We start from the raw sequence: 26,519 nt of genomic DNA on the forward strand, positions 1-26,519 counted from the left end.
ACCATGAGCACCACTACAGAGAACCAGCAGCCCCTCAAGCGGCGTATCTCCATCACAGCATGGGCCCTTATCCTGCTGACCGTCCTGCTTGCCCTGAGCACCCTGGTGCTAGGTATCGGCTACTCCAAGACCCAGGCCGAACTCAAGACCGCACAGGATAACGTCGTCTCCTTGGAAAACACCATCCAGACCCAGCAGGCCACTATCGAGACCTACCAGGTTGACACCCAATACTGGAGCGTGGAAGAACAGAACAACGCTATCGCTGTTGCCGCTGCCGCCGTGGGCGTCGAACGCCGCGGCCCTGAACGTGATTTCGAGGCCTACCTTTTCCACATCGAATCGTACGGCACCGATAACTTCCGCACCCAAATGGATGGCACCCGCAACGGCCTGAAGACACGCGGCATTGTACGCCTTGTAGAATCAACCGACTTTTCACAAGCTGATAAGGCTATCGTACGTATCGGCTCATCAGGCGTTATCGGTGGCCGTGAACCTCGTGGCTTCTACGACGTAACTCTCATCAAGGCAGATGACGGCTCTATTTTGGTTGACTCTTTTTCAGGAGTGACCTACCAGTGAGCAACGAAAATACGGCAACCAACAAGCCACCAGAGCTACCGCTCTTTCCCGTCATTACGGTAGAGGTTGATGATGAGAACCATCAGCTTTACGCCTCAGCCCCTGGCTCTACCCTCGTCACCTATTCCTACGACAGAGAACAATGGGCCGATGAAACCCAAGTAGCCTACCGCAACGAACAGGTTGCCCAGGTCGCCGGTGCCATCGCCCAGGACATCGGTATCAAGCACCCCGTGCGAGTGAATGTAGCGATGGATGATGAAAACATCTACAAGATGTGGATGGATCATCAAGGCACAGAGCTACAGATGCTCCCAGAGTCCAGCCCTCAAGAATCAAAGCCCTCCAATGGTAAAACCTTTGGGGGGCTTTCCCCTAAGCTCTGGGTGGCAATCATCGCCTTCATCCTCTGCGTTGGAACCATGATTGGGGCAGTGCTATGGAAGAACGGCCAGGAAGAAGCCGCACCCATCTACACCCCACCCCCGGTACAGCTGCCGGTCTCTGCACCGGCTGGATGGGACACGTTCGCGGACTACTCCCTAGAGGCCACCACAGCCTCACCGCTGATTGTGGGAGACAAATTGCTCTACGCTCAGGGCGGCGAACTGAAAATCGCTAACTCCCTCGATGGGGTACAGCTTTCAGCTCACTCTGTAGGCTTTGACATCACCTCCATCACCACCGTGACAGGACTAGGGGAGAACATCATTGCTGTTGGCGGGGCTAACTCCCAAGCAGCTATCGGCACCCTGGGAGGGGAACTGCACACCATCAGCCGCCCCACGAGCCAAGCTACCTTGCACTGGGTGTCAGGCGTGCCAGTCTTTACCAGTACCGGCGCGGTGTGGGTGCCTAACTCTAACGGTGAACTGACTAAGCTCACCGCCCCAGCTGATACCGTCCCTGCCGCCGTCTTCGGTGGCACCGTCTGGATGGTCTCAACTGTCGATACCCAAGCATGGCTCATCTCATCGGATGCACCTGAACTACCGGCTCCGGTCAGTATTCCAGCCCCTGGAGGTTACACCTACCAGGGGTTTATCGCATCGGTCAATAACCACCTGGCCTTTGCCTTTAGTAATACTGAGTCACGCGAACAGGTCATTGTTCTAGCTGATGCCACCGAGACAGGCACCTTGGAGAACGGTCGCACCGTCAAGGGTAATTACAACCAGACACAGGTTTCTGTTGACCTGGCTCGCAACCTGCTACTGACCGGCTCAACCCTCGTGGATGTTGCCGCTAACCAGGCAATGAATGTTGGGTCGAATGCCTCTTACGGTGGCGGGTATGCCTGGGCTCGTGGCACTGACCCACAGCGCATTAGCGTCACCGGCGATATCACCAGCTGGGCTACTAGCTCCGCTACCTCTGTTATCCCGGCTGACGTTGATAGCCAAGGTAGGGCCGTGGTGCTGTACAAGCCCTCTGCCCAGGATGTGCCCTCAAAGCTCTACGTCCTACGGAAGGAGAATTAGCATGGCCGTTTTCTCACGCCGCCAAGCGGTACTGGAAAAACCCGCCCCGGCTAACCCCTTTGTAGCACCGCCTACAAAGAAAGAAGAAGTCGAGGATATCGGCGTTAGCGACTTATTCGATAACGACGTGTCCAAGCACTTTGAAGCCCCCAGCTTTGGGTCATCGTCCATTGGGCTCTACCCGGTGGCTGGGGGAGTGGGGCTATCCACGATGGTTCGGTACGCACGCGGTGCCTTGAGCGAGAATCACCAGGTTTGTGATGCGGTCATTCTGGTGAGCACCACAGCTGCTGACCACCTCTACAAGGCCCAGAATCTACTTCGCACCGGCACCACTGCCAGCGGCCAGCAGATTATCGGAATCGTGCTGGTAGAAGACCGTCCCAAGCTCTCGAAAGAAACTATCAAGGAGGCCAAGAAAACTCTTCGCATGACCAAGCACAGCTGGGGCATTCCCTTTGTCAATGACCTGCGTGAACCCAAGGACGTGACCAAGTTGCCCTACCGCTACCGTAAAGCGCTAGAGAGCCTGAGCAAGGTAGCAAGCTCCTAACATTCTGCTGCACCGCGCTGGTGCAGTTGCCCCTATCTATACCCCCCACACTGGGCCGGTTGCAGATAGGGGCATTTTTACACCCAAGATCACCATTTCTTCACGAATAGAAAGAACATACCCATGAACGTGACCCCCACCGCATTCCCCGGCGCAGAAAACCTGAACACCGTTATCGGCTGGGTAGCCTACGGCGGCATGATGGCCCTGCTGGTCTTCTTCATCATCGGCATTGTCAAGGCTGCCCAGTCTCGCCGCCAGCACGCAGAAGAACGTGTCGAGGCTCCTGTATGGCCTCTGATTGGCGCTGCTTTGATGGGTATGGCTGGCACTATCTTCAATTTCTTCATGTAAACCCGAACCTAAAACGTGTGGTGCTGCCTCATTACCTATGGGGTAGCACCACCATACATAAGCGCTGTGACTGGCACACACGAAGAAAGAAGCACTGATGCCTGTTATCAATTCTCTTCTACAATCTGCATTGGGCAAAGCTCTTGAAGCCTTAGCAGGATATATCTATATCTGGCTTGTGGATATGCTCAACCTCGTTGGAATCTGGTGGCTGGAAATTAAACCTATCGGTGATGGCGAGGAATCTGTTGTCAGAGTGATTAGCGACGTCACCCGTCCTCTGGCTGCAATGGTTGGCACAGTTGGTCTTATCGTTGCCTTTGTGAGAGTAGGGCGATCTGCTGGAGCCAAAGAAGACACCTCAATGCTTATCGAAGGGCTGATGCGTGTGGCTATTGCAGGTAGCGTCGCGATTCCTGGTACCCAGTTACTGATGGCTTTTTCCTCTCAGTTTTCCCCTTGGATTTTTAGGGGCATCGTCAAGATATCTGGCCATGAGGGAGCCACAATGATTTCTACGCTCCCACAAGGGACAGAAATTGCTACTACCGGATTTATTGCTATTGCACTTTATAATGTCGCCCCATTCGTCTTATTTGCTTCACTGATTCAGCTCATGATGGCTATGGGAACAGATATTGCGGCTTCCCTTTTGTCGGGTCTTTTGCCGATTACTGCGGCCGCATCGGTAACTGCTCAAGGAAACCGGGCTTTCTGGAAGCAAGTGGGCTGGATTATTTCCTGCGTGATGTTTAAACCAGCTGCTGCCATTATTTATGGTTTTGGGGTTGCCCTGACTCTTGGCGGAAATCTCAGTTCCTTTGAGGGGACATCTAATCCTGCTTTATCAATTATTGCGGGTCTGATGACTATTATTCTCGCTTGCTTTTCTTTGCCTGCTTTGGTTGCGCTGGTGTCTCCTATGTCTGGTGTCCTTGGCTCATCTGGTGGTCGTTTTCTTTCTTCTGCTGCGTCGGCGGCGGTGGGTGCAGCTATTGTGATGGCTGCGGGGGCGGCTACTGGTGGTGCTGGTGCGGCTCCTGCCGCTGCTGCTACCGGTGCAAGTGGAGCTGCTGGCGGCGCGGCAGGCGGTACTGCTGCTGGCGCAAGTACGGCCACAGCTGGCACCAGTGCAGCCAGTAGCGCAGGTGCTGGTGCTGAAGCCGCCGGAGGCGCAAGCGCAGAGCCCACTGCTTCAGGAGCCCAGGCCTCTGCAGAAGGCTCAGGCGCTGCCGGTTCAACTACTGCTGGTGCTGGTGAAACAACCGGTGCTAGTGAACTTGGTGCCGATGAAGCCTCTGCAACAGGCGACACACCAGGGGTAGATGCTGATGCTACTGATTCGAATCTCGGTGCCGGTGACGCTGCTGCTGCCGGTGCTGATAGCTACTCAGCTAACGGTGCCCCTGCATCCAATACCACTGCCCCCGATAGCTCTACTACTGAACCAGCCGGGACTCAGAGCGGGGCAAACACCGACGCCCCCGATACAGGTGCAAGCGCTCAGATGCCAGCTAGTGGGGACGAGCCAGACACTAGCTCTAGCTCTAACGCAAGCGGTGCCGCCAGTTCTACCAGCTCAAGTACCGGGGCAACATCCGCTGAGACCTCGGGCACCTCAACAGGTTCCGATACTTCTTCAAGCTCAGGTGCCAGCCTCTCATCAAGCTACTCAGACGGCAGCTCATCCTCAGCGCCCGCCGCTGCCAACGGGGCACCTACCACCACCAACAACACCTACCGCCCACGCGGGGGAACAGCCGCCCACGACGCTGCCCGGTATCTGCAAGATATGACCCGCGCGATTGGGGACGAAACCGAAGGTGCTATCAGACCAGAAGGAGCAGGCCAGTAAATGAGTACCACAGAAGAAACCCGTACCCGCTACGGCAACATCATCATCCCACCAGACTCAGGGTTCTTTGGCATCCCCAAAGCGGTCTCGAATCTAGCTGTGGGCATCATCTTTAGTGCCTTTGCCCTCTGGTTCCTCCTCTCCCTCATCCCCGCCCTGGCCCGCTACTCCATGTGGGTGGTGCTTATCTACATCACTATCTCCGGCGTCTACATCCTGCGTCGCCTCCGCAAGGGGGTTGCAGGCCGCTACAAATGGCAGGAAAAGAAAATGAAAAAGCTCTTTCTCAAAGCAAAAAAGGAAGGCCTGACCTCCTACCGTCCTGGCCCCTCTGGTGATACCCCCGACGGCTCCTACCGGCTACCGGGTGTACTGGCTACTACCGAATGCTCGGACTACATCGACTCATTCCATGAGACCTTTGGCCTGCTCTGGGATTCTAAACGCGAGGTCGGCACCGTCTTCATGTCTGTTGCCGCACCCGGTCTTCAGCTCCTAGACCAAAAGTTCGTCGATGGCATGGTAGCTCAGTGGGCCGCATTCCAGCGACAAGCAGGCACTAGCGCCAACCTCATCCAGGTGGCCGCATCCGTTGTCTCCACCAAAGACTCCGGCATGCGCCTGCCCCTGGCCGTGGCCAAGCACCGCACCTACGCCGGTGACTCCCCAGTACCCCTAGCTGCACGGGAAATCATGGACGAGGTACTGGAGCTGGAAAACCAGGCCCTGCCGCGTATCGAGCACACCGTCTCACTGACCTTTTCAGCTCGGGCCATGAACGATGAGGGCATTGCCGCGCGTACCAAGGACGAACTGGCTGATGAGGTCTCTACGGTTATCAAGAGCTTCAAAGACACCCTCTCAGCTGCCGCTGCCGGTACAGTGCGCCTGATGGATGCCCAGTCAATCACTGACAGTTTCTACTCAGCCTATAACCCCGGTCAGGCACACTCTATTGACGTGGCCCGCATGGCAGATGGTGGCACCAATCTGCGCTGGGAAGAAGCAGGGCCCACTCACGCGGACGCCGAAAAGGACTACTACGCCCACTCGGACTACTACACCAAGAGTTTCCAGATGTGGAAACCCCCGGCCACCCTCTTCATGGAAGATTCGCTCCGGTCTCTACTCTCACCGGATGCCAACCTAGAGAAGAAGCGCGTGACCCTTATCTACCGGCCCCTAGCCCAGGATAAGAGCCACGAAATTGCCCTGAGCACTGTCAACGATGCCCTCTATGAAGGCAACCAGAAGGGACGTAAGGGAGGCTCCCGCTCTCGCGTGCTGATTCAAAAGGCAGAGCAGACCGAAAACGAGATGGGACACGGGGCCACGCTGGTGCCCTTCACCATGGTTGTCAGCGCTACCACTGATAACCCAAAGAAGTTCCCGCGTATTTCCACTGATGTGCGCCGTGCCGGGGCAACCGGGGTCAACCTGGGCTTACGTGAAGCTACCTACACACACGATGCAGCCTTTGCCCTGGGCCTGGGAGCTGGCATCATCCCGCGCGAGTTCAAGCTCTAACCCACGCACCTCACCGTTTACCGCGTCCCCCTGAGCCCCTTACTGGCCCAGGGGGACGCCCACACCTACCCCCCCAAAAAACATCACCTCCCCACTACGTTAGGCAGGCAGACACATGGACTTCCTCATCGACTGGACTATCAAGATTCTTGATAAGTTCAATGGCTCCAAAAAAGACTTTGCCCCCGAAGAAGCCCCGGCACCAGAAGAAAAATTCAGCGAACTGACCTCCAGGGGGTTCAAGAAATCAGGTGGCGGCTACATGAGCATCATCGAACCTCCCGTAGAATTTTCAGCTTCATCCCAACAGGTTGCCGGTCTCTTCCCCTTCTGCGTTGGTTCCTCAGAACCACTCATCGGCACCATCTTGGGCCGCTCCCTGACCAACGGCCAGCCTGTCACCGGTGACCCTGTTTCCCTCTACCTTGCCGGTATTATCTCCGCTCCCTTGGCAATCGTCATGGGCCTCAACGGGCGCGGTAAATCAACGCTGGTGCAGCGCATGATGCTAGGAATTGCCGATGCCGGGTTCTTGATTATGGCCCTGGGCGATGTGAAGCCCGACTTTAGAAAGACCATCACGGCCCTGGGCGGGCAAGTCATTGAACCTGGCCCCGAACTGGACGCCATCAACCCTCTGGACGCCGGGCCCATGTGGCACCGCATCAAAGACCTCGAAGACTTTGACGCCGCCAACGGCACCCGCCACGCAAAGACCCTCAAGGCAGAGATTCACACCCGCCGCGTTTCCACCATGCAGTCCCTCTTCCGGCTCTCAGGCGATGAAAAGGCAACCCGAGTTGCCAACGACTCCCTGCTGCTCTCACTTGCTATCGACCAAGCAGATGCACAGTGCATGGCAGAAAACCCGCCCCGCCAGCCTCTGATCGAAGATGTACGTCAAGCTGTTCTGGCCGGCAACGAAGCGATGCGAACCGCCCTACTGACTGAAACCACAGAAGAATACAAGGCCGCTTCACGCGATTTGGTGCTGGCTTTGAACGTCTTCAACACCGGTGGCGCGTTCGGTGACGTCTTCTCCCGCCAGACCACCACCGAGATTGACGTGACCCGCTCAGTGGACTTTGACATCTCATCGGTACGCGAATCTAAAAACAAGAACCTTCTCGCTGCCGTCCAGATTGTCTGCTGGGCCTACGGTCAGGCTGCAATTGGCGCGGCCAAACGTCTAGCTGATGTGGGCCTGGAACCTCAGCGGAACTACTGCGTGGCAATGGATGAGCTTTGGGCCCTGCTAGAAATTGACCCTGAGATGATTCACCATATCGACGAAATCACCCGTCTGAACCGTACCCTTGGTATCGCCCAGATTCTCATCACCCACACCCCCAAAGACTTTGTGTTCAACGACCCCGGCCTGACCGAAAAGGCTAAGGGCTTCCTTGAACGCTCACCCATGAAGCTCTACGGGGCGCTGGCTGAGACCGATATGGAGGCCCTAGATAAGGTCATGCCCATGACACAGCGTGAGAAGAACACCCTCATCTCCTGGTCTCCTGCCGGTCACATGGATCCTGAAACCATGCAGGTCTCACCTCCCATTGGACGCGGCAAGTTTCTGCTCAAGTACGGTGAGGGCCCTGGTAAGCCTTTCCAGCTGACCATCACACGGGGCGAGAAAGAAATCTTTGAATCAGATGGGGCATGGGGCCAAGCTATCTCCCGCGCCCGCTCACCTATGCATGCCGCCTAAGAAGTAGTAGAAAGGACACACACCCTATGTTCCGCTCACGTTCATGGGTGGGGCTCTACACACTGGTACTAGGCTTTATCGGTATGGCCGTTGCCATCCAAGTAGGGCAACGGCTCACCGGAGCCAAAACCACAAGCCTCAACCCCCTCATCGGCATTCTCGAACTCATTACCGGGCGCATCAAAGCCTCACCCCTTAGCTGGGTGCTCGTAGCCCTGGTAGTAATCGGCTGCGTTATTTTCTTCGTGGTCTTTGGGGAAGAACCTAACGAGAAGTCCCCAGAGCGCAAGAACCAGCTACTGGGTGCACATAAGCTAGAGAAAACCGCCACCGGCAAAAACCTCTCCAAGTACGCTACCCTCACCGGCCTGACCATCGGACGTATCATCGGTTCAGGTAAATGCGTTATACAGAACTGGGAGTCGGTTGGTCTGTACTTTATGGGCCCCCGTATGGGTAAGACCAGCGGTATTGTAGTGCGCCACGCAATTGAGGCACCTGGGGCCTATGTCTTTACGGCCAATAAGCCTGATGGGGTCGCTGAGATTATTGCCTCCCGTCAGCACATGGGCCAAATCTGGTTATGGGATACAGAACGCCTACTACCTGTGCCTGTGGCCGATGGCCAAGAAAAGAAGCCTCTGATGGTCTGGAACTTCCTTGGTTCTATCACCTCTCGCTCTCGCGCTGAAGCCTACGCCAAGATCCTCAATGACTCATCCAAGCTCTCAGGCGAGAACGATAACGTCTCATCGGATGCTTTCTTTGAGCCTCTAGCCCAAAAAGTTGTTGTCGCCTCCTTGCTTGCTGCCTCATCACGCGGGTACTCGGTGGTGAAGATGCTGGAAATGACTCAAGAATCCACCCTTGCCCAGCTCTATTCCATCGTTCAGCAGGACTCCCCTCTGCTAGCTGCTGACATCAAGAAGGTGGCCGAACAGCCCGATAAGACCAAAGAGAACATCCTGGCAGGTGCCTCTCGTATTCTCTCGGCGCTCTCTAACGATGAGATTATCCCTTGGCTCGAATCCAGTACCGTCCGCAAGCACGAGCTCTTTGACCCTGCCAAGTTCGTCCGTACCCGTGACACCCTCATCATTCTGGTCAAGGACGGCGGCTCTTCTGCTGCCACCTTATCCTCCCTGCTCGCTGAGGCTGTCATGAATGCCGCCTTGGACGCTGCAAGCCCACGGCTTGACCCGCCCTTGGTCTGCGATTTTGATGAAGCGAACAACACTGTACACATTCGTACCATGCCTAAGCGGTACACCTACTTTGGGTCTCGCGGCATCATCGTCAATCAGTATTTCCAGACCTACTCAGACGGGGCCAGGCTTTACGGCGAAAAGGGCTTTAGGGCTCTGTTGTCTGCGGCTACTGTCAAGGTCGTTGGTGGCGGCATTGACGAAGAGCGCGAGTTAGCGGCTATCGCTAAGACTCTGGGCACCTATGAGAAGAAAACCGTTTCGTCTTCAGCCTCACGTGAGGGCGGGTTCAATACCGGGGCTACCTCAACCTCCATCTCACGCCGCAAGGAAGAGATTATGTCGGTGGCCGAACTCAGTAACCTGCCCCAGTTCCGGGCTGTCTGCCGTATCTCAGGTGTAGGTCGCGGCCTGGTCGAAACCACCCCGTGGTTCAGAGATGAAGCACTCAAAGAGAAAATTGACCCCGCAGAAGTAGAGCGAATCGCTAACAGCTTGGGCTACAGCCTGGGCCTCGCTAAAGAGAGCTCATCGTCCCCGTCCCCTGATAAGAAGGAGCCCTTGCGCCTTGTATAACCACCTTGAACCAAACCGGCTACTGACCCTTAGCCCTGCCCAACAGGACGAGTTTGAGAACTTTGTGCAATGGTATTTCCAGGTTCTCGAGTCCAACCGCGCGCACCAGCCCTGTATCAAGTGGTATCTGCACCCTGAAGCTGTAGACCGTCTCATCGCCCTGTGGGCGGCCTCCCTTACCGTGAGTATTCCCGACGTCGATATGACCGGTACACCGGTGGGGGATGAGGACGCTTTGAAACAGGCTACGAGCTTACGGGAATGGTGGCGAGAAGCTGACATCCAGAACAAGATGCTTTTTGATGGTTCGTCCTCCCCGTTCTCAGATTGCACGTCTTATAACCACGTTGCGCCTCACACCTATGAGCGGTCAATGACTGAGGCCAGGCCCTTTCCTACGATTGATTGGGATGTGCTCTACCCGGCAGAAGAAGAACCCACCCAGATGTTAGAGGGGCCCTCAGATACAGAAGAAAAAAGAATCTACCGGTAGCTAGCTACCGGTAGCTAGTAGATAGATGCCATTGCCGGCAACGGCCAGGGATAGTCCACAGATCCTGTGGACTATCCCTTTTTTGTTGTCTCTACTCAAGGCACACCAGTATGTCATACAATGAATACATGACTACCACTGCCATATCCGACAGCGTTTTGACCATCCGTATCCCAAGCTCTCTCAAAGAACGACTCACGAACCTAGCGGAGACCTCTGACCGTTCTGTAGCGTACTGCGCCAGAAACCTGATTGAAGAGCATATCGCAGAAGCAGAGTACGCGGCAGAACTCCACGCCAGGGCAAAAGCCGTGCGAGAAGGAAAAATCCGTACCTACAGCGCCGAAGAAGTACGAGCAGAACTAGGTCTATGACCAAAGAACATAACTGGACAGTTCGTTTTGAGCCATCCTTTACCAAGAGTCTCAAAAAGCTAGATAAACCGACCGCCCGTCGAGTCTTAAACTCCCTAGAACGCCTTGAGACTACAGATACTCCGCATTCTCTCTGCAAAGCACTAACCGGAGAGTTCTCCGGTCTATGGCGCTACCGGGTAGGAGACTACCGAGTCATTATCGACTTCCATAATGAGAACCTCATCGTCGTTGCACTTGATGTTGCTCACCGCTCAAAAATCTACCGATAGGTTCTCCTTCGAGAGAATCCCTGCGCCCATCCGAACAGGCCGTATACAGCGATTTCTGCTGAACTCGTAGAAGCACAAAACCCCGCTTACCAGCGGGGTTTTACGCAATGCGGGAGTTCCGTTACTTTAGGAGTCCTGCCCAACAATTATCTCACAGCTCAAAGAGAATCTGCCCTAACGAACAGTCGTCCTGTCCTCACTCTGCTGCCGATTCAAATAGTCAGTAGCGCTTTCACGCTTGGCCTGAGCATCAAGAGCCACAGCAATCTGACGCTTACGATGCTGACGGGCCTGTACCGTCTCCTGAATCTTAGCCAGCTTCGTCCGCGCCGCCATACGACCAGCATGAGCCTTATTAATCTTCTGCTTCAACCCAACAGATAATTGTTCATTCCTCTCTAGTCGTTCCTTAGCCTGAACCAGGCGTATCTGGGTCTGCTCGAAGTGCTCCCTAGTTTCACGCACAGTTTCCTGAGCCGGAACCCACTTCTCCTCTACCTCTTCAAGGGTGGCGAACCCACCATAGGCAGAAGCGAACTGAGCTGTGGCTTCTTCAAGCTGACGTGCGGCCTTGGTGCGGGCGAAGAAGCCTGCGCTCTCTACCGCTGCCTTAGCCTCCTTGACCGGGCGGTAGGCCTTCTTCGCACCAAAGAACACATCAGATTTAGCCTTGGCCAACTCCACACGGTATTGCTGCTGCAAGGGGGTTAGCTCTTCTACCAGCTGTTTGAGCTCACGGGTCTTGCGGGCCACCTCATCGCTTTGGGTAGATAGATTCGCAAGTTGCTCATCAAAGGAGCTGACCTGCTCCTGGAGGTAAGCCACCTTCTCGTCACGATTCTGCACATCAAGGACGTACTCAACCTCTGATTGGTCCTCGCGGGTCTCTTGCAGATGCTCAGCCCGCTGTGCAATCCTTGCGGACTCTTCAGCAGAGAGCAGAGTCGATGACAGGCGGGAGCTCTTGTGCATGGCAACCATCTGGGCTTGCAGATACTGGCCACGTTCCGATTCTTGGTACTTCTTCGGAATGGCCACAACCTCACCGGCAGGCACCTTGTACTGGTTTCGGTAGGCCTCAATCTCACCAGCGATCCTGTACCAGCGTTTGGCCGCACGGGGATAAGCAGGCACCTCACCCAGGGACTTGACCCATTCAGGGCGTTCATCGGCCAGCTGCTTACCGCGCAGTTCGATAAGCTGCCCGATTTGCTTACGGTGAGACGCTAGCAGGGCCTTGTTCTCAGGCTTGACCATCGGGTTAGTTGCCCAGTACGGGTCAACGGTGTGGTTCGATACGCCCGCACGTACCGCGTCCTTGGCCGGCATCTTGTACCCGGCATCTTCTACGGTCTTGAGTGCGGTTCTACGCAGACGCTGCTCACTCTTAAGCGCCTTGACGATGGTGAAGAGGTGGTCGCGGCGCTTCTCACCACGGACGAACTGCTCCACGGCCTTTTGCTCCGGGCCCATCTGTGCACGGCGTAGCCACTCGTTATCCATTGCATAGGCATTTTCACGCAAATCGTCGATGTAGGGGTCTTTGGCGTCTTCACGAGAGCGCAACAAGGCAAAGGTCTTCATACGCATTTCCCGTAGTTCTTCGGTCTTCACCAGAGCGTAGGGACGGTCAGCCCAGTTTGCATCTTCAAGGTTGGCGCTATCAGGCTTCTTCGGCAGGTTGGCCTCAGCGCGGGCAATCATCTTAGCCAATGTGGCATCAGAGTAGGCACCCAGGGGACGGGTCATGCGCTGCTTAAGTAATGCTTCGTTGTGCTCGCGTACCTGCTTCACGCGCCACTGCATGACGGCCGCTGCATCGTGGGCGTCCTCAAACCCGCGAGTGGGGAAGGCCTGGCGTACAGCATCACGGGGGTCGAACCCGGCACGGTAGACTTCATCCAGCTCGTAGCACAGGGCCCCGTAAGCCTCTGCGTTAATCATCTTCTCTGCTAGGGTGTCCCCAACTTCCTGGCGCAACATGGTGGCGTAGGACTGCTTCATGGAGTGCTCAGCCAGGTTGTTGTAGATGCTGACGCGGGTTGCCAAGTCCCGGGTCTCTGCGCGCAGACGCTCTACCTCTTCATGCACGGAGAGGTTCTTATCGTAGTTGTTAGTGATAGCCTCCAGCACGGCATCGCGGTTATTCTCAGCGTCGGTAGCCACGTAGATGCGGTTGGAGAAACGGCCACGGGTGATACCAACGTAGGCCCCGGCGCGGTCGGTGCTCTTATCAACGTAGGCGTGAACGGTGTCTACGGTCGCACCCTGGGAGCGGGCAATAGTTGAGGCATACCCCAGCTCAACGAACTTGGCAACATAGTGAGCTGATAGAACAGTCTTACCACCGTGCTTGAGGTTCTTGACCACCATAGACCCATCTTTACGGGTAGAGAGAACCTGCCAGAGGTCGCCGTTCTTCACAAAGTCTTTGCCACCACGTACCCGGTTACGGCGGTCATTCTCACGCGATACGACAATCTCGCCCTTGTAGGCTGTGGACGAATCATGCAGGGAGATACCCCACTTATTTTCCACTACCTTGCCCTGGGCAATGGCCTGAATCTGGGCGCGCATGTTCAGCTCTTGGACGGCCTGATTGTTAGCTGCCAGCATCAGTGACTTTTTGCCGGCTGCGGTATCTGCGCTCCATGCCTCAAAGACCTTGGAGAGCATGGCCTCAGATTCACCGGCCATCACACGGTTATTGTCGATGTACCAGGCAAAGGGTTTGTCGGCACCTGTTGCGGCAGGTTCGCGTAAGAGCATAGAGGCGTTGGCCTCTTCAATGTTGGTGCTGCCGTCCTCGTTACGGAAACGGAAAACGTCTTCTAGGTAGACCGCTCCGACTTCTCGTTCAATCAGTCGTAGGGCACCACCGGCACCTACAGCTGAGAGCTGACGAGTATCGCCCATACCTCGGATAACTGCACCGCTGTTGTAGGAATGGGTCAGTAGCTCGTTGAGTTTGGGGGTTGAGACCATGCCGATTTCGTCAACCAACAGGACGTCGCCGTGGGTCAAGGTGTGTTTGGTCTTGTCGGTTTCGTGCAGGAAACGGTCAAGAGTGGTGGCCTCGATTCCCAGTTCTTGGCTCATGACAGCTGCCGCTGCTGCGGTGGGGGCTAGGCCGATAACCTTGCGTCCTTGTGCCTTGACAGTCTTGACGGTAAGCACGGTTGAGGTGGTCTTACCGGCACCGGCAGGGCCAATACCAACGACTAGACGCTTGGGGCTGGTGGCAAAAGCACGGGCCATGTTTTCCTGTGCTTCTGATACCTGGCTGGCTTTCCGGTGGGCTTTGAGCAGCTCTTCAAAGGTGGCCTTTTGGGCCGGGGCGGTGGCGTTATTGCGTGCTGCTGAGAGTAGGTTCTGCTCGCCGTTGATGACGCGGTGGGTTGTATAGAGCTGGCTACCTGCACGGGTGTAGACGCTGGTGCCGTCCTTACGGAACTTCTCTTCGGGCACGTCCATTGTGTGCTCGGCCTGCATTGAAAGAGAGATATTTTTGACGGACTTGATGGCGTTGTTGAAGAGGTCGTCGTCAACAAAAGAGCCGTTGGTGAGCTCTCGGAAGTAGCGGTGTGCCTCAGCTTCAATATGGCGGTCACCCCACATCGAACGGGTGTTTTCAAGACGGCCAATAATCTTTTCGGCGTGCTCTAGGGGTGAGGTAGTGAGGGCTTCGCTCTTACCGGCAACAACCTTTTCAGCTTGCGTAGTAGAAGAATTACGCAGATGTAGTTCTAGCTCATCGCCGGTGGGTAGGTAAACATCTTTGAGAGATGCAGCTTTCTCGCGCCATAGGTCATTGAGGTCTTTGAGTGACTTAGCTTCGAGTTTCTGGGGGCGAGTTGAGAGAGTAACCTGCTGGTAGAGCTGCTTGACCTGACGCTCGTTCGGCTCATAGCCGTGGTCTTTGACAAACTGGGCATGAACCTTTTTGTACTCTTTATTGATACTGGCGCGGCGTGATGAAAAGGCCTGGATTGCCTCATCGTCGATACCGGCCAGCTCGTAAATGAACTTACCTTTACGCGGTACTTTAACGAACTCAAGGCCCAGGTTCTGGTGAATGTACTGGGCAATCTTGGTGTTATAAAGTTCGGAGGCGCTGACCCCGTAGCCGTAAATATTGCGTCCGTCGATGGCTGACCATCTACCATCTGCACCCTTGACGCGGTTGACGATGACCAGGTGGTCGTGGATATTGGGGTCGCCTTCTCGGGAGTCATAGTGACGGAATTTAGTACCGATAATGCCACCGTCAACGTCAATTTGCTCAACACCGCCTTGCCCGCGACGGGTGTAAAGAGCGTTTTCTTCCAGGTAGGTAATGACATCTGCAATGGCTGCTTCGTGGGCTTTTTCGATGCCCTTGCGGAGGTTTTCGTTACCCAGTCCCCATGCAATTGAGACTGATTTGGTGGGGGAGAATACGAGGTCGTAACCGGCGATTGACTGCTGTGCAGGCTTTTCTAGGCGCTGCATGTAGCGTACTAGCTCTTCGTTTTCGGGGTTGTAGCCGTTCTCTTCGCGGAACATTTTTGCGGCTACTTCAAGGCGGTAGGCACGCATTTCAGCCTTGGAAGGTTCGGCCTTTCCAAGGCTGTTGTGCTTGTCGATTTTCTTCTGAACTGCCTTGAGGAAGTCCTTATTAGCGGTGGGGTAGGAGTGGTCTCTGTTGCCAAAGTCGTGCTCTTTGATCCACTTTAGCTTGGCTTTTTCTTTGGCTTCTGCTGCCTTGGCTTCTGCTGCCCTGCTCTGGGCAGGGGTCATGGTGTAGGTTGCGATGATGCTCTCTTTGGCTTCTGCAAGAGAGGGTACTTTACCGCTGTACGGTTCAACGGTATTGAGCTTCATCATCTTTAGTTTGCGCTTATTCACGGCTTCTCGAGATAAGCCAATCATGCGGCCAATACGCTGTTCGGGGGTTCCCTTCCTGACCTCATGAATGATGCGCCAGTTCTCTTCTGCGTACTTAACGCGCTCTTCTTCCATGACTCGGATACGCGCAAACTCACCAGCTACACCAGCAGCCTCAAGAGCTTCGGTGTACATCTCGGGGGTCAAGGGCTTGGCTTTACCGCTAAAGAGCATTTCCATCTGAGCTTCAGTGACGTTGCCAGAAACCCCGAGCTCATGGATAGATGAACCAACCCACTGACCAGGGGGCATACCCTCAACGGTGTAGTAATCACCGATTTCACGGTCATTTGAGCGCAGTGCATCACCGGTGGCCACCTCATGGGTGTAGTAGGTGTGGCCGTCCCCGTGGGACAGCTTATGCACGGTCATCATGGGACTATTCTATTTCAGTAAGTATGCTTGGTACAACCTGAGTTACTGAGTGCAAGAGGTGTGACGAAAAAAGAGCGATTAGCGACTGACAGCGAGCACGGCGAAACTGGCAATAATGGGGGAGCCTGCGGAGGAATTATTGGCAGGAAGATGTGGCGGCGAGCTGGAAGGAGAGGTTCTAGCGCAAGTGGCTTTGGCACGTTTTCAGGTGAGGCACGAACAGGAAAGCAAACGTGACAAAGGTTGCTAAGAAGCTGTACAACAGTGAGGAACGAACAGTACAGCACAGCGAACAGCAATAACGAGCAGCGAGAAAATTGATCATGAGTCCGGCACACTTGCCGCGATTTTGCACACGAGACCAGGGGAGTGTAACTGCTGTGCACAGCTTAGAAAGGAGCCTTCGGGATGAATAGGCTGTGTGTCAGGAGTTCACTCTACTGAGCGTGGTGTGTGAAACTTGTGGATGAACCTGTGTGCATCTGGGGGAGCCCTGCGGAGGAAGATGTGCCCAGGTTATCCATCAAGTTTTACACGCCCTTGAGCGTGTCGATTGTGTAAAATCGAACCCGGCGCTTGCGCCCCTGCGACGGCCCCGCCGTCCAGGTGCCCACAGAACAAAGCAAAACTGAAGAGCCCACGTGCTCAAAGAACACCTCCACAAATTTGCGGTAAATGCCGTGACCGCTAGGTTTGGTGGTGAGGATAAAACATGGCAGATGTTAAACTGAGAACACCAAAACATCAGCCCACAGAACCAAGGAGTTCACCATGACTCGCAAAAGCAGCAAAGTATCAGAAGCCCGCAAAAAGGCAGAACTAGCAGCCCAAAAAATTCAAGAGAAGCAGGCCAAACTTCTAAGCCTTGCAGAAGAATACTTCTCCGTAACCGCTGCAACCGGCATCGATGACCTCGAAGCAAAAATTGCAGAACACCAAGCACAGATTCAAACTCTCCAGCAGAAAATTCAGGACGCCCACACTGAAACCCAGAACAAGCAGTCCCTAGCTGTCCAGAAAATGAAAGCTGAGGGTATTAGCAACAGCGAGATTGCAGAACGACTGGCCCTTTCCTCAAGCGAAGTCTCCAGTCTGCTCAAAATTGCTAAGGAACTTATCGAAGTAGCAACCTCTAAAACAGAGTCTGTTGCTCAGGACGCAGACCAAGAACAAACTGACTAACTAGTTGCTGGTCATACCCATTAGCTTTGATAGCATCACGAAGTTCACGTGCCTTTTGCGCGTGAACTTTTCTATTTCCATGCACAACCTGCCGCCTGCGCTCGGCCCTATCTTGCATATTCAGTTCATGGTCGCCCACTACCAAATGACTATCCGAACCATCGGTCGCTCGAACACACAGAGGATTGTCACAACGATGCAGCACATGAACCAAGTTCATCTGAGCATCAGTAAAACCGAGAGCAACTTGTAAAGCAAAATGATGGGCTCGATAAACTTTCTGCCTACCGGTCGCACTATCCTTGACCCAAAATCTTCCGTACCCGTCATCCCCCAGAGCACCTACCCATACCCAGCAACCTGCAACATTTTCACTCTTAATCACTCGTTTATTGAATCGTTCTGTGGCATCCATAGCGCAATTTTAACAACTACAGCGTGAAAATTTGATAGATACTGGGGTGGGGGAATGCGTAGCAGATTGCTGTTGATATGGCGCTTATGGTTGTTTAGCGCCTGAAGTGTTGCCCCCTCTAAATAAATGTAGTACAATTAATGCATGGAAGTTATCATTACACCATCAGCCCGGAAGCACGGGGTAACTGACGGTGAAATCTACGAAGTGTTAACCAACTATCTCTACAGAATTGACCGTTTTGATACCTCAAGAGTTGAAGGTATGAGCGACCCTGACCTTTTCATTGGGACTACAGCAAGTGGAAAGTTCCTAGAAGTACTTACCTACACCAGGAATGGAATTGTGGTCTTTCACTGCATGAGGCTTAGAGGGAAAACTTATCAGCGGGCAATGAAGGTTCTAGAAGAGAGGAAACATCATGGAAGATAAAATGACCCGAAAAGATATAGAAGCTGAGGCCGAACGATTCGCAGCATGGGCCGAATCTGACGACTTCTTTGAAGCGTTCTCCACTGCCCGCATCATAGAACGAACAGAAGATACATCACCCAAGGCGCAAGAACTGATGGCTGCTTTGAAACGTGGCCGCCCTGCGCATACGACTGATTCGGTTCCTAAAGGCTCATCGCCTGTGTTGCAGTTGAGGGTTCCAGAGGAGCTTAAAGAACTCCTAAGGCAGCGATCGGCTCAAGAGAAGAAAACTCAGAGTGAGATTGCGCGAGATGCTTTAGCTCAGTACCTTATGGCATAGACGCTATACATGTAGTCTAGCTCTTGCAGGTTTTTGGTGGACTGTCGATATCAATTCGGCAGTCCACCGCTGGTTTAGTCCCACTCGGTGTAGAAGAATGCTTCTCCGTCCTGATTCTCTTCGCTATCCTCGTAAGCCTTCTCTATGCTCTGTTCCCATAGTCGCTGGCAAAGAGCCTCAGCTCTGGATCCATCGGCTATGTAGGCCTCGCCCATCTCATACATCCATCCGGCGTTCATGCACTCACCGGTTTCTGAATCTATTCGCCATTCTGAGCCGCTGAAGTTTGCCTCATAGGGGTCAAGCGCGCAATATTCCAACTCGTCCCCATGTACCTGGCAACGGTTAGAGGGCAGAAGGCAGATGCGCTGAAGACTATAGCCTTTATCGACAAAATTTTTCAGGCTCTTATCCCACTGAAGGTACTCCAGTTCGTGAGGTGCTTCTGCTTCCTCGACTACTGCATTACCCCAGTCGTAAACATATCCCTGCTGGCTCATTACTTGTGTTCCTTTCACGTGCTCCGGCAGGTCGGCGCTACCTGGCTGGTAGCCATCCCGTTTCCTGCTGGCAGAAGAAGGCGTCAAGGGGCTAAAGACCCAAAGCTGTGCAACCCCGTAAGGGGCATGGCGGCATCGAAATTTCTGAGGAAATAAGCGACGCAGGAGCGCCGAAGAAATTTTGAATACGCTGTGGCCTTTAGGCTTGCACAGCTAGGTCCAAGCCCCTAGCCTCGAGTGCCAGCAGGGCCACACGGCAGAGGTAGACGGTAACTGAGGTTAGAGGGGGGCCTATAAGGAGCCTGCGACGCAATAGGATCCCCCTAACCGATGAACTTTAAACCAAAAAGGCGTTGATCTTAGGTAAGATGCTCTGCATCGCACCTAAGATCAACGCCGTGGCTATAGCTTGTTTATGCCACTTTGGGTAGGAAGTTATCAAGCGCTTCACGAATAACTTCGGATGTGCTCAACCCCTGTTCTTGGGTATAGCGGTTAAGTCGCTCTTTGATGTCAGGAGTTACTCGCGCGTTAATACTGGGGGAGTGGCCACTAATAGCTTCTGCAAGAGCGGGGCGGCCGCGTGTAGCTGCCTTGACGATTTTTTCAGCGCGGGCTACACCTTCAGGGGTTCTCGGCATGACGGTTGCTGTGTCTAGTGCCTCGAAAAATTTATCGGATTCTGCCCATTGTGAGAGCTTTTCTCCAAGAGCTTCTAGCTCTTCCATACTAAGGTTGTGATTCGCAGCCATGCCTTCCCTTGTTTTCGATCAAGTATTCATTACCTTCGTAGGGCCACTATGCGCTGGTAAGAATCTTAAGGCTCTGCCCATTAGGGATTTCCACGCTAATGGTGATAGAAGTTCCTAGAGCCTCAAGATACTTCTGAAGAGTTTCAATCTTCACATTTGGAAGATTGCCATTCTCGATTTGGGATACCCTATGTTGGCTTACTCCCAGGCGTTCAGCTAGCTGGGCTTGGGTTATGCCGGTATCTTTACGTAGCTCTCGTAGTTGGTAAAGGCGAGTTTCTGCTCGCATTTCTTGAAGCTCTTGCTCGATGTATTCAGGATCTACGGGATGAATTTTTAGAAGCTCATCGAGAGTCATGATGTTAGTCTTCTTTCTCTAGGTTCTTGAGGTGTTGCTCGTATCGTTCCTCAGCGAGGGGAATGTTCTGTTTGTACCACTTCTCCCAGTTGCCGGTTTTATCGCCTGCTACTAGTAGGATGGCTTGCTGGATAGGGTCAAAAATGAAAAGTATTCTGATATTCTTTGCTGCTTTGCGCGGACGTAGCTCTTTAAGGTTGTGATACTTGCTGCTATGGATTCTGTCGATGTAAGGTCTTCCTCCGTAGGGACCTTCTACGGCTAGGAAGTTCAAAGCAGTTAGCGTATCTCGTCTTTGATCTTCCGGTAGTTGGCTAATCCACTGTGTAATGTACGTGGCATCGATAGTCCATCTGCTCATGAAAACATTATATCATATATAACTGATATTTTGCTGCTATGGTGCATACAAATAAAGGGGACTCTCTAAAGAATTTGGTTCCTTAGAGAGCCCCGTACCTGCAATCGCGGCTACCACACCGCAACCAGACACACCGGGCACAAACTGCACGCTACAAAACATCAGCGCCAAAGAACGCAAAATAACGAGCAACCTGCGCCACAGCCAGCATACCAGCCACTACCGCACCATACCCTGCCCCCTCTGCACATCAGCACCACGAGAACTAGCCAGCTCACGCGCTACCCCGGCCCCTCGCACCTTCTGCGCCCGCAACACAGGGTCAACCTGCACCCTCTCCTGCTTCACAGCCTCAGCCTTACCCTGAACCAGCTTCAACGCACCATCAGCCTTCTCGATCCTAAGCCGCGCATCAGCCGAATCCTGCTCAATACCAGCCTTCCTAGCCCTCACATCGGCCAGTTGCTTATCCCACAAAGACAGCTCTTCATCAGTCTCCTTAGCCCACTTCATCCCCTCATACGCTTCGGTAGCTCCGTGGTACTTACCCTGAACCTCAGCCTTCACCTGCTCCAGGGCCTCACGCTTGGCAGAACGAGAGAAAAAGCCAGCCTCTTCAAGCTCCTGCTCGGCAGACCGTAGCCGCTTGAAATCACTCTGCGCCTGAGCCTCAATAACCCGTTCACGCTCCTGCATCTTCCCCAGAATCTCAGCCTCGGTATTGCCCACCTTAAAGAGCTCCCGCTCGGCCTTACCCAGCTCATCCCAAGCCTCAGTCAATTCAGCCTTGACCCCATTCGTCTCATCTACCAACTGGCGGTGCTCTTGCTCAAGCTGCCGGGCACGCTCCTGAGCCTGAGTCTGAGCCTCAACGCCCTGGCCCTCAGCGGCCCTCTCATCATCCACCAGCACACCGTTCACCTTATCCTGCTCATCGCCCGCAGCTTCGGCTACCTGTAGCTCTTCCATTGGTTCCTTGCCTTTCTCTTCCAGATTCTCCACCGAATCTGCAATCAAACTAATCTCTTCCTGCTGGCTCTCCAGTAGCATCTGCTCCCGAACCTCGTCCTTAGCGGTCTTGAACTTCTCCACCAGCTTCCTCAGACGTAGCTCCTCAGCTTCGGCTACACGCACCTGCTCCAACTGGGTAAACCCAGCCTCCGCCTTGGCCTTATAGCCAGGCATCAACTCACGAGCCTGAGCCAGCTCCTTCTCCATGCCCTCAGCCTTCACCGCCACAGATGAGACCGCGTTCTCCAGGCGCATCACCAGACCCCTGTTGCCCTGACGCATCTCCGCATACCCGGCCTCAACCTTGACCCACGGCATACCCTCAACATGAAGCGTCACAGGGGTCTGACTGATATGACCAGGAGTAGCCGCTTGAAGAACACCCACAAAGTTCAGGCCACCGACTGAGATAACAGGCCCAAGCTGCTGGGCTCGCACCCACGAGGGCGAACCGATACCATCAGCCCACTGCTTCAGGGCATCAGCAACATCAGCGCGCGAGTCGAACCGCTGACCATTCATCACAGCTGCGAATTTATCCTCAGAGGTCTCCACCACCTGGCCCGCTGCCTGCCGCATGGCCGGAATCTGTGCCTCTAGCACCTTGACACGGGCAGAGAGAGCATCGTACTGGAACTGGGCAAGACGACGTCCGTTCTCAAAACCAGTCATCACATTCCGTAGCTTCTGAACCTTAGCCACAGCCTCAGAATGCTTCATGATAAAGGGGTTGCCTGTGGCAATCGCCTGAGTCTGGGCCATTGATACCTCAGCCTTACCCAGATCCTCCATCGTGCGAATAGACATATCCCCGCGCATGACCTGGGAGATAAACCGCTGCTTACGCAAGAGCGTTGACCACATCACCGCATCAAAGGTCTCAGCGGTCACCACCTGAGTAATCCGCACTTGCTGGTTCTGATTACCAGGACGCAAAATACGGCCGTCGCGCTGCTCCAAGTCAGCAGGACGCCACGGGGCATCCATGTGCACCAGGTGCACCAGGCGGTTCTGAATGTTAGTACCGGTGCCCATACGAGAGGTAGAGCCAATCAGCACTGCCACTTCACCATCCCGGCACTGCTGGAAGAGCTTGGCCTTTTTTGCCTCAGAGTCAGCATCTTGGATGAACCGAATCTTGTCCTCGGGAATACCGGCAATAACGCACTGCTTCTTCAGCTCGTTATACATATCGAAACCACGGTCTTTACCAGGAACACCGTAGTCACAGAAGACCACCTGCAACGCACCGGGGTTAGGATGGGCCTCATCCGTGCCAGGAATCAGGTAGCTACGGTTCTTATTCTTCTCATAGACTTCAGCTAGCACCTGGGCGGTCGCCTCTGCCTTGGTTGGCACTTCCCCCGAGGGGATAGCAGAGGGGTCAATCAGCCGGTAATCAGCTGCTGCCTTACGCCCATCAGAGGTAATGACCAGCGCGTTATCCTCACCCTTGTCAGCGCGTCCAGATAGCCCCTCATACCGTTCGGCCAAATAGGTGATGTAGGCGGCCTGCTCCGGTGAACGCTTCAAGGAAAGAACATGCGGTGCGGCCTCACCTTTTTCGTTAGGCTCAAGCTCAGGACGCTTCAGGTAGGACAAATCATCTGCTAGCTTCACATCGGCATAGGTGTGCATGGTGCGAATGAGCTCAGGGATATTAACGAACTTCGGGAACCTGGTATTCATCTTGTAGGAATCACCACCGGCCACGGTTAGCTCTAGCTCTGTGACCGTCTTACCGTAGGTCGCGGCCCACGAATCAAAGTTCTCCACGCCCTGCTCACGTAGGAGCTCAGGGGCAAGGTAGCGGTTCATCACATAGAGCTCTGCCATACTGTTAGCCACCGGCGTTCCGGTCGCTGCGGTAATGACCCGGTTGCCGTTAGTATCACGCAGATACTCCACCACTGAATGCAGGTTCGTTGCCTTCTTCGAGCCCCCAATAGAGGCACCACGGATAGTAGAGGGTGTTTTCAGGTTCTTGAACTCGTGCATCTCATCAACACACAGGTAATCAATGCCGGTCTCTTCAAAAGAGATACCCGCAGGGGAGGGGTTGGCCAGCAGTTTCTTAATGTCCTGTTCCAGGGCCTCGATGCGTTCCTGTAGCTCCTTGGTTGTTTTGGTGGGCTTACCTGCTTGGGCCGCGCGCTCATTATTCTTGTAGAGAGATTCGGTGAGCAAATCGACTTCTTTTTGTAGATAGGCCGCTTTGCCCTCGTTCGACAGCTCCAGCTTGTTAAAGGCAACGTGGGTCATAATGACGGCATCCCAGTTATTGGTGGCCACGCGTGCGATGAACTGCTTATGCTTCTCCCCGTTACCAATATCTGATGATGAGGCAGTGAGTAGGCGCGCCTGGGGGTACAGTTCTAGCCACTCGCGAGAGAACTGCTCCAGCATGTGGTTAGGCACAAGAATGGCCGGCTTTTTCACCAGGCCTAAGCGCTTTAGCTCCATCGTACCGATGACCATTTCAGCGGTCTTACCGGCACCAACTTCGTGGAAGAGACCAACGCTCGGTTCATTAATCATGCGCGCAATCGCAGTGCGCTGGTGAGCATGAGGGGTAAAGGTCTTGACCAGACCCGGTAAGGTCAGGGCCTTGCCAGCCTCGGTATAGTTCCGTAGCGCGTAGTTATTGTGCCTGTCGTTGTAGGCTCTCGCCAGCATCTGGTGACGCTCAGGCTCTTCCCATACCCATTGTGCGAACCTGTCAGCGATACGTTCGGCCTGGTCATTTGCGTGTGCGGTGGCCTGCGGGTTCAGCTGCTTGTCGGTGATAATCTGAATCGGCTTTTTCTCGATAGCTGCCTGGAAGAGCTGGGCCGGGGTGCGCTCGGGTGTCCCGTAGTTATTGGGGTCAGTTCGTGAGCTGTTGGTTAGTTCCCACATGCCGCCATGTACTCGGCGCAGGTTAGCTCGCCTATCACCTAGCTCTTCGCGCAGGAATTGCTCGTGGACTTCATCGGGAATCCAGACAGTGCCGGGCTGGACGGTAATATCCGCTGAAGCAATATCCTCGGGGATAGCCTTTTCTAGGGCCTGAACATGCTTGGTGAAGTGGGGGTTGAGTTCAGCGGCGGCCTGGGCTTCTTTCAGCTTGGCTCGCACATTTCCTGATAGGTACTCTTCGGCGGTCTGATATTGTGGTGCCTCAGCAGGGGAGTTGGGTAGGACATAGATTCGGTCTCCTAGCTCAGAGACAACAGCCTCGGGGGCCTCGTTCATCAGCTCACCCATGTACTGAACATCAACCTGGCCCTTAACATCTAGCGATACTGCCAGGGCATCCAGAGCGTTATCCACGTGGGTGACAGGCTTGCGCGGCTCTAGGATGCGGCGGTTGAGCAGGTCAGCAGGGGTCGCCGTGTTGGTGGCCTGGGAGTAGTTCTCCAGACCAAGAACGAGGGCACCGGCAGGGTCTTTGAGGAAGATGCTCATCACCGGGCGGCGGCGCACGCTGGTCTCGCCACTGGCGGTGTAGGTGATTTTGCCACCGTTCAGGGGCCCGTACTTTTCGGTGTGTGCCAGGTAGGTCTCGCGTAGCTGGGTACGCGCGGCATCCATCGTAGTCTCAGAGACAGCATCGGTAGCTTCTGCCGATAGAAGAGCCTTCGCCTGGTCACGCAAGGACAACAGGCCCTTTAGCTCCTGCACCTGGGTCTTGGGCACCGGCAGGGGCACTTGCTCTTTGTTCTGGTAGATAGTGAACGAATCGTCGCCCTGAAGACTAATATGCTGGTCAAGAAGTTGCTCACCGGGCAACAGCAAGGGCATGGCTTCTGAGACCTTGGCCGGGGTAGTAGAGTAGCCGCGTCCTGCTGAAAGAGCCACCTTAGCGTCGGCTTCGATAGCTTCAGCTAGGCGCTGGGGCAGGTTCTCGCGCTCCTGAGATGTAGCTGTAATAGCCTCGCTCATCTGACCAAAGCGATTGGTTTTCAGCACCTTTTCACCCAGCAAGTTCTGGGGATTATCCTCAAAGTATGCGTTACGGTGGTAGCTCTGCCCGTCCTCGGCGGTGTATTCCTTACTGGTGAGCCAGGCATCAGAGAGCTGGGCCTCACCCTCCATGCGTTTACGGAAAATCAGCAGGTCGGTCATCACTGAGGTGCCCGCATTATCAAAAGCACGCTCAGGAAGACGGTAAGCTCCCACTAGGTCAGCTTGGGCATACATAGCCTCACGAGCTGCAGACCCCGTAGCATCAAGGGTTCCTGTTGAGGTAATGAGCGTAACCATACCCCCTGGTTTGGTCAGATTCAGGGACTTGATGATGAAGTGGTTGTGCATAGAGTGCCCCGCTGCGTTATGCCGCGGATCATGCAAAACCGTCTGAGAAAAGGGAACATTCCCGATGGCGGCATCAAAATAGCCGTTGGGGATAAAGGACTCAGCAAAGGACTCATTGCGGATGGAGGCCTCGGGGTAGAGGTAGGCTGAGATGGCCGCGCCGGTCGGGTCAATCTCAATGCCGGTGACGCGGGTGTTAGCTGGGGCCTTGCTAATAAAGTTGCCGATACCGCTACCAGGTTCTAAGACTTGACCACTGGTGAAGCCATATTCTTTCAGGCCCTGCCATACCGCATTGGTATAGGTCGGGTCAGTGTAATGGGCATAGTTGACCCCTCGTGCAGCCTGCCGGTAGCCCTCTTCACCCAGTAGTTCTTTGAGCTCGAAGCGCTCGGGTTCGGTCTCTCGGTTGGCCTCGTTGAAAATTTCGGATAGGCCACCAGCACCCCAACCGGTGTACTGGGCTAGTAGCTGCTTCTCTTCATCGGTTGCAGCTCTATCGGCCCCTTGCAGAGTCTGAAGAGTCTCTAAGGCCGCGACGTTGCGCCGGTAGCGCTCAGCAACGGTGAGAGCCCCACTTGGGCTGCTCACCGTAGCCTG

The 26,519-nt window shown here is 54.5% G+C and carries 20 protein-coding genes; 14 read left to right on the top strand and 6 right to left on the bottom strand.

From position 1 onward, the window contains the following. Nucleotides 1-3: 3 nt before the first annotated feature. The 11 genes from E4U03_RS03720 to E4U03_RS03770 all read left to right on the top strand — a co-directional run bounded on the left by E4U03_RS03720 (nt 4) and on the right by E4U03_RS03770 (nt 10,989). Nucleotides 4-585 (top strand): hypothetical protein, encoded by a 582-nt coding sequence (locus tag E4U03_RS03720; RefSeq protein WP_135011647.1) that lies wholly within the window; start codon nt 4-6, stop codon nt 583-585. Next, on the top strand, nt 582-2,066 hold the full coding sequence (locus E4U03_RS03725) for a hypothetical protein (RefSeq protein WP_135011648.1): 1,485 nt from the start codon (nt 582-584) through the stop codon (nt 2,064-2,066). Before E4U03_RS03720 ends, E4U03_RS03725 begins: the two co-directional genes overlap by 4 nt. 1 nt (nt 2,067) lies before the next feature. Next, entirely contained in the window at nt 2,068-2,619 is a 552-nt protein-coding gene (locus E4U03_RS03730; RefSeq protein ID WP_135011649.1) for a DUF6668 family protein, read from the top strand. Nucleotides 2,620-2,742: 123 nt separating this feature from the next. After that, on the top strand, nt 2,743-2,973 hold the full coding sequence (locus E4U03_RS03735) for a hypothetical protein (RefSeq protein ID WP_135011650.1): 231 nt from the start codon (nt 2,743-2,745) through the stop codon (nt 2,971-2,973). A 922-nt stretch (nt 2,974-3,895) separates the two neighbouring features. Next, nucleotides 3,896-4,828: a hypothetical protein gene (locus E4U03_RS03740; protein WP_135011651.1), complete on the top strand. Its 933-nt coding sequence runs from the start codon at nt 3,896-3,898 to the stop codon at nt 4,826-4,828. After that, nucleotides 4,829-6,355 (top strand): SCO6880 family protein, encoded by a 1,527-nt coding sequence (locus tag E4U03_RS03745; protein ID WP_135011652.1) that lies wholly within the window; start codon nt 4,829-4,831, stop codon nt 6,353-6,355. A 115-nt stretch (nt 6,356-6,470) separates the two neighbouring features. Further along, the gene (locus E4U03_RS03750) at nt 6,471-8,069 is read left to right on the top strand and encodes a hypothetical protein (RefSeq protein ID WP_135011653.1); all 1,599 of its coding nucleotides are present in this window, start codon (nt 6,471-6,473) and stop codon (nt 8,067-8,069) included. A 26-nt stretch (nt 8,070-8,095) separates the two neighbouring features. Continuing rightward, nucleotides 8,096-9,850, top strand: a complete 1,755-nt coding sequence (locus tag E4U03_RS03755; RefSeq protein ID WP_167752266.1) for a type IV secretory system conjugative DNA transfer family protein — start codon at nt 8,096-8,098, stop codon at nt 9,848-9,850. Further along, the gene (locus tag E4U03_RS03760) at nt 9,843-10,343 is read left to right on the top strand and encodes a hypothetical protein (protein WP_135011655.1); all 501 of its coding nucleotides are present in this window, start codon (nt 9,843-9,845) and stop codon (nt 10,341-10,343) included. The genes E4U03_RS03755 and E4U03_RS03760 overlap by 8 nt, the downstream gene beginning before the upstream one ends. Nucleotides 10,344-10,471: 128 nt before the next feature. Continuing rightward, the gene (relB, locus tag E4U03_RS03765) at nt 10,472-10,717 is read left to right on the top strand and encodes a type II toxin-antitoxin system RelB family antitoxin (protein WP_167752268.1); all 246 of its coding nucleotides are present in this window, start codon (nt 10,472-10,474) and stop codon (nt 10,715-10,717) included. Further along, the gene (locus E4U03_RS03770; RefSeq protein ID WP_135011657.1) at nt 10,714-10,989 is read left to right on the top strand and encodes a type II toxin-antitoxin system RelE family toxin; all 276 of its coding nucleotides are present in this window, start codon (nt 10,714-10,716) and stop codon (nt 10,987-10,989) included. Before relB ends, E4U03_RS03770 begins: the two co-directional genes overlap by 4 nt. Nucleotides 10,990-11,163: 174 nt before the next feature. Here the strand turns inward: E4U03_RS03770 and mobF are convergent, their stop codons facing one another. Further along, entirely contained in the window at nt 11,164-16,290 is a 5,127-nt protein-coding gene (gene mobF / locus E4U03_RS03775; RefSeq protein ID WP_135011658.1) for a MobF family relaxase, read from the bottom strand. Nucleotides 16,291-17,061: 771 nt separating this feature from the next. Between mobF and E4U03_RS03780 the strand changes: the two genes are divergently transcribed. The 3 genes from E4U03_RS03780 (at nt 17,062) to E4U03_RS03795 (ending at nt 18,641) form a co-directional block, all read left to right on the top strand. Then, on the top strand, nt 17,062-17,472 hold the full coding sequence (locus E4U03_RS03780) for a hypothetical protein (RefSeq protein ID WP_135011659.1): 411 nt from the start codon (nt 17,062-17,064) through the stop codon (nt 17,470-17,472). Nucleotides 17,473-18,031: 559 nt separating this feature from the next. After that, nucleotides 18,032-18,319, top strand: coding sequence for a hypothetical protein (locus E4U03_RS03790; RefSeq protein WP_135011661.1), 288 nt, complete (start codon nt 18,032-18,034; stop codon nt 18,317-18,319). Further along, nucleotides 18,309-18,641 carry a ribbon-helix-helix protein, CopG family gene (locus E4U03_RS03795; RefSeq protein WP_135011662.1) on the top strand — a complete coding sequence of 111 codons (333 nt, stop codon included), beginning with the start codon at nt 18,309-18,311 and terminating at the stop codon, nt 18,639-18,641. Before E4U03_RS03790 ends, E4U03_RS03795 begins: the two co-directional genes overlap by 11 nt. A 74-nt stretch (nt 18,642-18,715) precedes the next feature. Here E4U03_RS03795 and E4U03_RS03800 read toward each other — a convergent pair whose 3' ends face one another. From E4U03_RS03800 to E4U03_RS03820, 5 genes are all read right to left on the bottom strand, one after another. Next, nucleotides 18,716-19,141, bottom strand: coding sequence for a hypothetical protein (locus tag E4U03_RS03800; protein ID WP_135011663.1), 426 nt, complete (start codon nt 19,139-19,141; stop codon nt 18,716-18,718). Between the two features lie 413 nt (nt 19,142-19,554). Next, entirely contained in the window at nt 19,555-19,893 is a 339-nt protein-coding gene (locus E4U03_RS03805) for a ribbon-helix-helix protein, CopG family (RefSeq protein ID WP_135011664.1), read from the bottom strand. Between the two features lie 46 nt (nt 19,894-19,939). After that, nucleotides 19,940-20,251, bottom strand: a complete 312-nt coding sequence (locus E4U03_RS03810; protein WP_135011665.1) for a helix-turn-helix domain-containing protein — start codon at nt 20,249-20,251, stop codon at nt 19,940-19,942. Between the two features lie 4 nt (nt 20,252-20,255). Next, on the bottom strand, nt 20,256-20,612 hold the full coding sequence (locus tag E4U03_RS03815) for a type II toxin-antitoxin system RelE/ParE family toxin (protein WP_135011666.1): 357 nt from the start codon (nt 20,610-20,612) through the stop codon (nt 20,256-20,258). Nucleotides 20,613-20,831: 219 nt separating this feature from the next. Beyond that, a complete protein-coding gene (locus E4U03_RS03820) occupies nt 20,832-26,510 on the bottom strand; it encodes a helicase-related protein (protein WP_135011667.1) in 5,679 nt (1,892 codons plus the stop codon). Nucleotides 26,511-26,519 lie beyond the last annotated feature (9 nt).

The organism is Rothia nasimurium (assembly GCF_004569295.1).
Lineage (GTDB): Bacteria > Actinomycetota > Actinomycetes > Actinomycetales > Micrococcaceae > Rothia > Rothia nasimurium_B.

Bases quoted from the DNA above. Each gene is read 5' to 3' on its own strand.
- E4U03_RS03720 (WP_135011647.1), top strand. From the start codon at position 4: ATGAGCACCACTACAGAGAACCAGCAGCCCCTCAAGCGGCGTATCTCC.
- E4U03_RS03730 (WP_135011649.1), top strand. From the start codon at position 2,068: ATGGCCGTTTTCTCACGCCGCCAAGCGGTACTGGAAAAACCCGCCCCG.
- E4U03_RS03735 (WP_135011650.1), top strand. From the start codon at position 2,743: ATGAACGTGACCCCCACCGCATTCCCCGGCGCAGAAAACCTGAACACC.
- E4U03_RS03740 (WP_135011651.1), top strand. From the start codon at position 3,896: ATGTCTGGTGTCCTTGGCTCATCTGGTGGTCGTTTTCTTTCTTCTGCT.
- E4U03_RS03745 (WP_135011652.1), top strand. From the start codon at position 4,829: ATGAGTACCACAGAAGAAACCCGTACCCGCTACGGCAACATCATCATC.
- E4U03_RS03750 (WP_135011653.1), top strand. From the start codon at position 6,471: ATGGACTTCCTCATCGACTGGACTATCAAGATTCTTGATAAGTTCAAT.
- E4U03_RS03755 (WP_167752266.1), top strand. From the start codon at position 8,096: ATGTTCCGCTCACGTTCATGGGTGGGGCTCTACACACTGGTACTAGGC.
- relB (WP_167752268.1), top strand. From the start codon at position 10,472: ATGACTACCACTGCCATATCCGACAGCGTTTTGACCATCCGTATCCCA.
- E4U03_RS03770 (WP_135011657.1), top strand. From the start codon at position 10,714: ATGACCAAAGAACATAACTGGACAGTTCGTTTTGAGCCATCCTTTACC.
- mobF (WP_135011658.1), bottom strand. From the start codon at position 16,290: ATGATGACCGTGCATAAGCTGTCCCACGGGGACGGCCACACCTACTAC.
- E4U03_RS03780 (WP_135011659.1), top strand. From the start codon at position 17,062: ATGACTCGCAAAAGCAGCAAAGTATCAGAAGCCCGCAAAAAGGCAGAA.
- E4U03_RS03790 (WP_135011661.1), top strand. From the start codon at position 18,032: ATGGAAGTTATCATTACACCATCAGCCCGGAAGCACGGGGTAACTGAC.
- E4U03_RS03795 (WP_135011662.1), top strand. From the start codon at position 18,309: ATGGAAGATAAAATGACCCGAAAAGATATAGAAGCTGAGGCCGAACGA.
- E4U03_RS03800 (WP_135011663.1), bottom strand. From the start codon at position 19,141: ATGAGCCAGCAGGGATATGTTTACGACTGGGGTAATGCAGTAGTCGAG.
- E4U03_RS03805 (WP_135011664.1), bottom strand. From the start codon at position 19,893: ATGGCTGCGAATCACAACCTTAGTATGGAAGAGCTAGAAGCTCTTGGA.
- E4U03_RS03810 (WP_135011665.1), bottom strand. From the start codon at position 20,251: ATGACTCTCGATGAGCTTCTAAAAATTCATCCCGTAGATCCTGAATAC.
- E4U03_RS03815 (WP_135011666.1), bottom strand. From the start codon at position 20,612: ATGAGCAGATGGACTATCGATGCCACGTACATTACACAGTGGATTAGC.